Source organism: Pseudoalteromonas sp. PAB 2.2 (assembly GCF_001938575.1).
In the GTDB taxonomy this organism is placed as follows: Bacteria; Pseudomonadota; Gammaproteobacteria; order Enterobacterales; family Alteromonadaceae; genus Pseudoalteromonas; species Pseudoalteromonas lipolytica.
Genome location: NZ_LYPI01000030.1, coordinates 1 through 5763 on the forward strand (window position 1 = coordinate 1; position 5763 = coordinate 5763).

A 5763-nucleotide genomic window follows, 5' to 3' on the forward strand; every position below is an offset into this window, starting at 1 on the left:
TAGTGTGACCGTATCGCCTTCTGTGATAACCATCTCTGTATTCGCTACATTTGCAACAGGTGCATCGCTCACTCCAGTTACTGTCAACATAAACGTCGTGCTTGCAGCATCTGATGGGTTCTCAATGTCAGAAACAACCACCGTCACTTCTGTTTCACCGTAGAAATTCTCATTGGGTGTTACGGTGACTGTATCGCCATCAACTTCAAAACTTACATTGTCTGAAATAACTGAAATTTCATTTTTCGAGTTTGTTTCATCAATATAGTGAACATCAAAGCTAATTGCTGTTTCTTCTGTGGTTACCATATCGTCAAGCGCTACAACCGTGATGTTGCTTGGTACACTGAGTGTCGCAGTCGTTGTCATGTCATTTAGGCCAGAGATAGCTGCTTTCGCATCAATATTTAGCATTTGACCTGCCGCTGATGGCAATACTTCTGCCCATGCCGTTACTTCGAACTGTGATGATTCTGGGCCAACGTAATCCATACACACAACATAGTCGTCACTAATAACTTCATCTAGATTGTTATAAGCAACTTGAACGCCGCGATATTTATCAAGTGGACCGTATTCATATACTTCGCCACGGAAACCTTGAAGACCAATACTGCCGTGCGGACGGGTCGTACCAAAGTCAAGATTATCGTATGCATAGTAAATTTCGTGTTCACCTTTACCAAAACGCGTATTTGCATTGAATAGCACTTGGAAGTCGAATGAGTTATCACGTTTTGTATAACTGTATGTGCCTGTTGAACGGTCATAAACAGGATCGTCATAATCAGATGCATTATCCCACTCAACAATCCCCCATCCCGTTGCAGTACTTGCAAGTGAAATACCCTCGTTTGACGATAAGCCAACAGACATTACAGAGCGTAGTAAGCCTTGTTCAGAGAATTCCCAACCACGCCATAATGGACCCATGTTCTCAAATGGGAATGAGTGATATGGGAACGGATTGTGAACTGGGTAGAAGAAGCGACTACCGCTTGTATTCACCGTACCCATGCCGCGAATTTGGATAACCTGGTTCTGAATGTTTGTATTTTCAGTGTTATTATACAAACTGAAGTTATCGTACGCACCATTGTAAAAACTTGCGATAGGTAAGGTATAGCCATCACGATAGTTATATAGGTTTTTATCATCAAAACCTGATAGCAACGGCATAATTCCAAACTGTGATAAATCTACATAACCACCTGGGTTTGCATTACCAAAGTCAGGTGTACGACACATCTCATCAGTAATGTTATCGGTAACAATGTAGTCTGGCTCAACATCGCGCGTATCAGCCTGCATTCCTGTTACAACAACCTTGCCATCAACAACTTCAACATTGATTTCTGATGTTGTTGATATTGCAACATTTTCAGCTTTAACATCCAGACCTTCTGGAATCGCTAGTTCTAGAGTAAATTCACGGTCAACACCTGAGTTATTTGCCAATACTTCAAAAGTATAAGGAACGAAGTCACCGACTTTAGCACCTGTATTCGGCGCATCTAGGTGCGCAACATCTTTACCACGATTAATCTTGAATGGAATAGAACCTAAGTTACCAGGATTAACTGCTGATGTGCCCACATCCAATAATGAGTAGTAAACACTATTAGCATCAAATTCCATGTTCCAATCAACAGTCATGTCAACTTTGTTTAAACCGTCACTCGCAGGAAGGCGTGCAGTCATCCCTGTTGCAACTTGCTCTGATACAACAGCAGTTGCCAGTTCAAAGGTTTCTTCAACTGGACCTACAGAGGTTTTATTACTGCTATATAAAACAACCCAATATTCACCTTCTTCAGGGTTATTAATATTACAGAAGTTGTTGTAGATTCGATGGTTAGATACGCATAAAATCTCATCTTGAGGCTGAACAATACCATCGCCATTGTAGTCTTTACCTACATAAACGATTGGATTACCTTTTTTCAGTGAACCATCAAGTTCCGATTCAACACTGACAGTTTCTGCAATAAAACGTTTAGAATTAGCGGGGACGGTTACAAACTTAGTGAATGTTGCTTCATCTAAGATATCTTCAACAGCTACATCATCTTTACGATTCATTGTCCAAGGGAAGGTAGTATCGTCATCTTTTGGCAGTGTTACAGAAGTAATTTCTGCTTTCACTGGTTCATAGACACGTGCTACAGGTGCTTCGATGTTTGGTAACATAATGCCTTTAGCAACATACGTTCCTTCGTCAGAATGCGCAGTTGTCGATAGCATTGAAGGTAAGTTACCGCGATCATATTTAAACGCTACAGGCCAATGTGCATCTGGAATACCCGCTTCCTCAGCTTGGAATACTAGGTTCGTGTGTAGCTCAACTTCAGAGTTACTAAACCAATCTTGCGTATCCATAATCGACGCTTTAACGATAATGGTTTGTGTCTCACCTTTTTTCAATGAGAAAGTTTTCGGGAAGATATCAATATTCACACCATTTTGAGCGGATTGTGAATTAACATCATAACTCCAGTTTTCAACATCCTCATGACTAACGGTCCAAGTACCGTCTTCTGTCGCTTTAATAGTTCGTACCCATTGACACTCTGGTGCACATGAGAAGTTAACTAAATTAGGCAAGTTAAGTTTATGCGGTGTACCGCCATTGAATGGATCTGCTGCTAAGAAGTTATCTGCTGACTCATCCATGACAAAGCCCGCTTTTGCTGCTAGCGCAACATTTATGCGACCCGCACCTGAACGATAAGTCTTCGCATCAGCAACTACATCATTTTTATTATTTAAGCGGTGATATTTAACCACATTTTCAGCCGTCATTGATAATGCTGACTGAACTTCAGCTGCAGTCCAATCTGGGTGAATTTGACGAAGTAACGCCATTGAACCCGCAACATGTGGAGATGCCATTGAAGTACCACTAATTGCCGCATAATCTTGGCCATGTGGTGTTACAAACGGATGCTCATCAGAATAAGCAGCATAGATATCAACACCCGGAGCAGCAAGTGTCGGTGCGAGCACTTCTATATTAGAGAATGAAGGACCACGCGATGAGAACGTTGCTAACCAATCAGCATCTTCAGCGTTAACTCGACGCTCAATCACCGTTGGTTTAATAGTGATCATATGGCCCATTTCTGAATAACTATCGACCCAGTCTTCTAGGCCATCATTACCATCAACACCATTCCATTGATCATACGTAAAGTGTACACCTGGTAAAGAATAACTTTCTGCAACAGTACCTTGAGCACCATCACGGTTGTACATGATGAAACCATCCGCTCCACCGGCTTTCACGTGTTCAACTTTTGCTGTACGTGCATTCGCAGCAGGATCAGCTGCTAAGTGACGCTGACAAATAACAATAACGTTAGTCGTTCCATCAGCCGCACCCGCTATCTCCGTGCCATCCTTATAGAAGTTAAAGGTATTTTCAGGGTAATCAGCTGTACAATAACCGTTGTAATCTTTGAAACCATTAACATCTTCATAGTCTTTAGCCCAAACAACAACCCCGGTGATTTCTTCACTGTTGATTGCGCCCCCTACTAGACCCGTTTCTGACCAGCTAGGAACCTCAGATCCAAGTGAGGCATCTGCAAAACCAGCGAACTCAACGGCGGTTTCAACAGCAACACTACGGCCGTGTGTAGTCGCTGCAACTTGCGCCAGCCAAGGCGATGAGTTATCTAAATAACCAAAACACTCTGCGCTGCCACACCCTTGTCCGCTATTACCAGCCGCTGCTGCAACGTTAATGCCCGCTTCACGCGCGGCTAAAAATGCAAGTTGCACAGGGTCAGCCCACACGTTCGAATCTGCACCACCGATTGAAAAGTTGATTACATCAACACCATCAGAAATCGCGTCTTCAATACCCGCAACAAGCGCTTCGCCCGGACACCCTCTGTATTCGTCACTTGACGGGTAACATACTTGATAAGCAATAATATTCGCATGGGGTGCAACACCTGAAATCTCAGGGAATAAATCTTCTGCAAGGATATTACCATCTGTATTTTCACCAAAACTCGGTAACATATAAGGCACATTTTTAACGACGTTACCCGCAGCAGTTGATGCTACATGAGAACCATGTCCTTGATAATCCTCACCAATTGCAGGCCAACCTGGGATCATGGCATCAAATGCATCAGTGATCACATCATAAGAACGCACACCAATTAACTTACTATTACATTGGATTTCTTCAGGTTCTTCAACACAGTCACCCACATAATTACCGCTACCAAATGGATTAATGTGCTCATAACCATCATCACCTACTGCAGCAAATGATGGGTGATCAGAGTTAATACCCGTATCGATAATGCCGACAATTTGGCCTTCACCTTTGCCTTTAATACCGCTGGGAACACTTGTGCCATCCCACACTTGGTCTGCACCAATATGACGAGGGCCTTCATCAGATAAAAGATCGTAATTTTTTGAACGCATCACAGAAGCGACCGCTCCTAGTTCAGCAACACTCCTTGCTTCACGTTCAGTCATTTTTACAGAGAAACCATTCAATGCTTTAGTGAACTGACGACGCATTTCTGTACGGCCTGTTACAGCTGTTACGCTTTGCATAACAGTGCGTTGTTTTGTAAGTAGCTTATTTTGGTACTCGGTCACGGCAGAAATCGACGGCTGACCTTTTTCGAAAACCTTTGTCACACCTTGAGTTTGCATTGTTTTCGCTAAAGGCGAATCGAACTCACGCGCTTCAAGTGCAACAGAGTTATCTCTTAAGCGAACAATATAAATATGCTCACCGTCTAGGCCTTCTTCAGTAAACTTTTTATTTTGTCCACTCAATTGCACATTTAGACCATCATTCTGCATCATGCTAGTTGAGTCGCCTTGATTGTACTCTTTGCTAAATGCTTTGATTTCTTCAAATGTAATATTAGGTGCTTTTAATTGATTTTGTGTTTTAAGCTGACTATCAACACCGACTGCATGAGCAGCGCTGGCACTATAGATAGCTGCGGCAACAGCAATCGAGAGAGTTTTCACTTGCATAAAGTATCCCCTGGATAGTTAATTAGTATAATTATTCAAGCTGGGTGGATATCCATTCCACCGCTCGCGCTTATAATATAACCACAGAGAATTAAAAAATTACCTACATTCGTGTAGCGTTTTGTACACACAATTAACATTTAAGATACTTGAAACTCCTATAATCGTATTTTCATTTGCAATTAATAAATAGAAGCACACTATTTAAGGGTAAGTACACTCATAGGCAGCGGCAAAACCACTTTAATTATTTACTTTTTATCAACAATATAGCAGTGATAATTCCTGTATCGTTGCAGCCACTCATAAGACGTTTTTAACGCTCTGCTTCCTCCCCTCAAAATGAGTGAGCATTACTGCGAATTGGAATGAGGAATCCTAAAAACGAAAAAAGGGCCCGAAGGCCCTTTGTCACATAACACACTTAGGGAGTGATTAGCTGCGCTTTGCTTTACGGCGTCTTAAGCCTGCAAAACCTGCCATTAGAAGTGTTAGCCACGCAAGTGAGCCGCTTGAATCCTCATCGTCATCTGAGTCATCAACCTCGGGAGCTTCTGTTACTGATAACTGTAAGCTTTGTTCAACCGTTGTTGTACCATCACTTACTGTCACAGTATAAACATAGTCACCCGCAACGAGACCTGACACTTTCGTGCTCGCACTGTTTGCTGACTCTATCGTACCTGGACCCGTCCACTCATACGTTAACTCATCACCATCAAGGTCTGATGCCGTTGCGCTAAGTGT

2 protein-coding genes are annotated in these 5763 nt (G+C 42.4%); both read right to left on the minus strand.

All coding sequences use genetic code 11. From position 1 onward, the window contains the following. Window positions 1-5016, minus strand: a 5016-nt coding sequence (locus tag BWD47_RS20345) for a S8 family serine peptidase (RefSeq protein WP_075594534.1), incomplete at its 3' end; no start/stop codon positions are given. Between the two features lie 435 nt (window positions 5017-5451). Beyond that, window positions 5452-5763 (minus strand): GlyGly-CTERM sorting domain-containing protein (locus tag BWD47_RS19840; protein ID WP_143474483.1); only part of this gene is annotated, 312 nt, incomplete at its 5' end.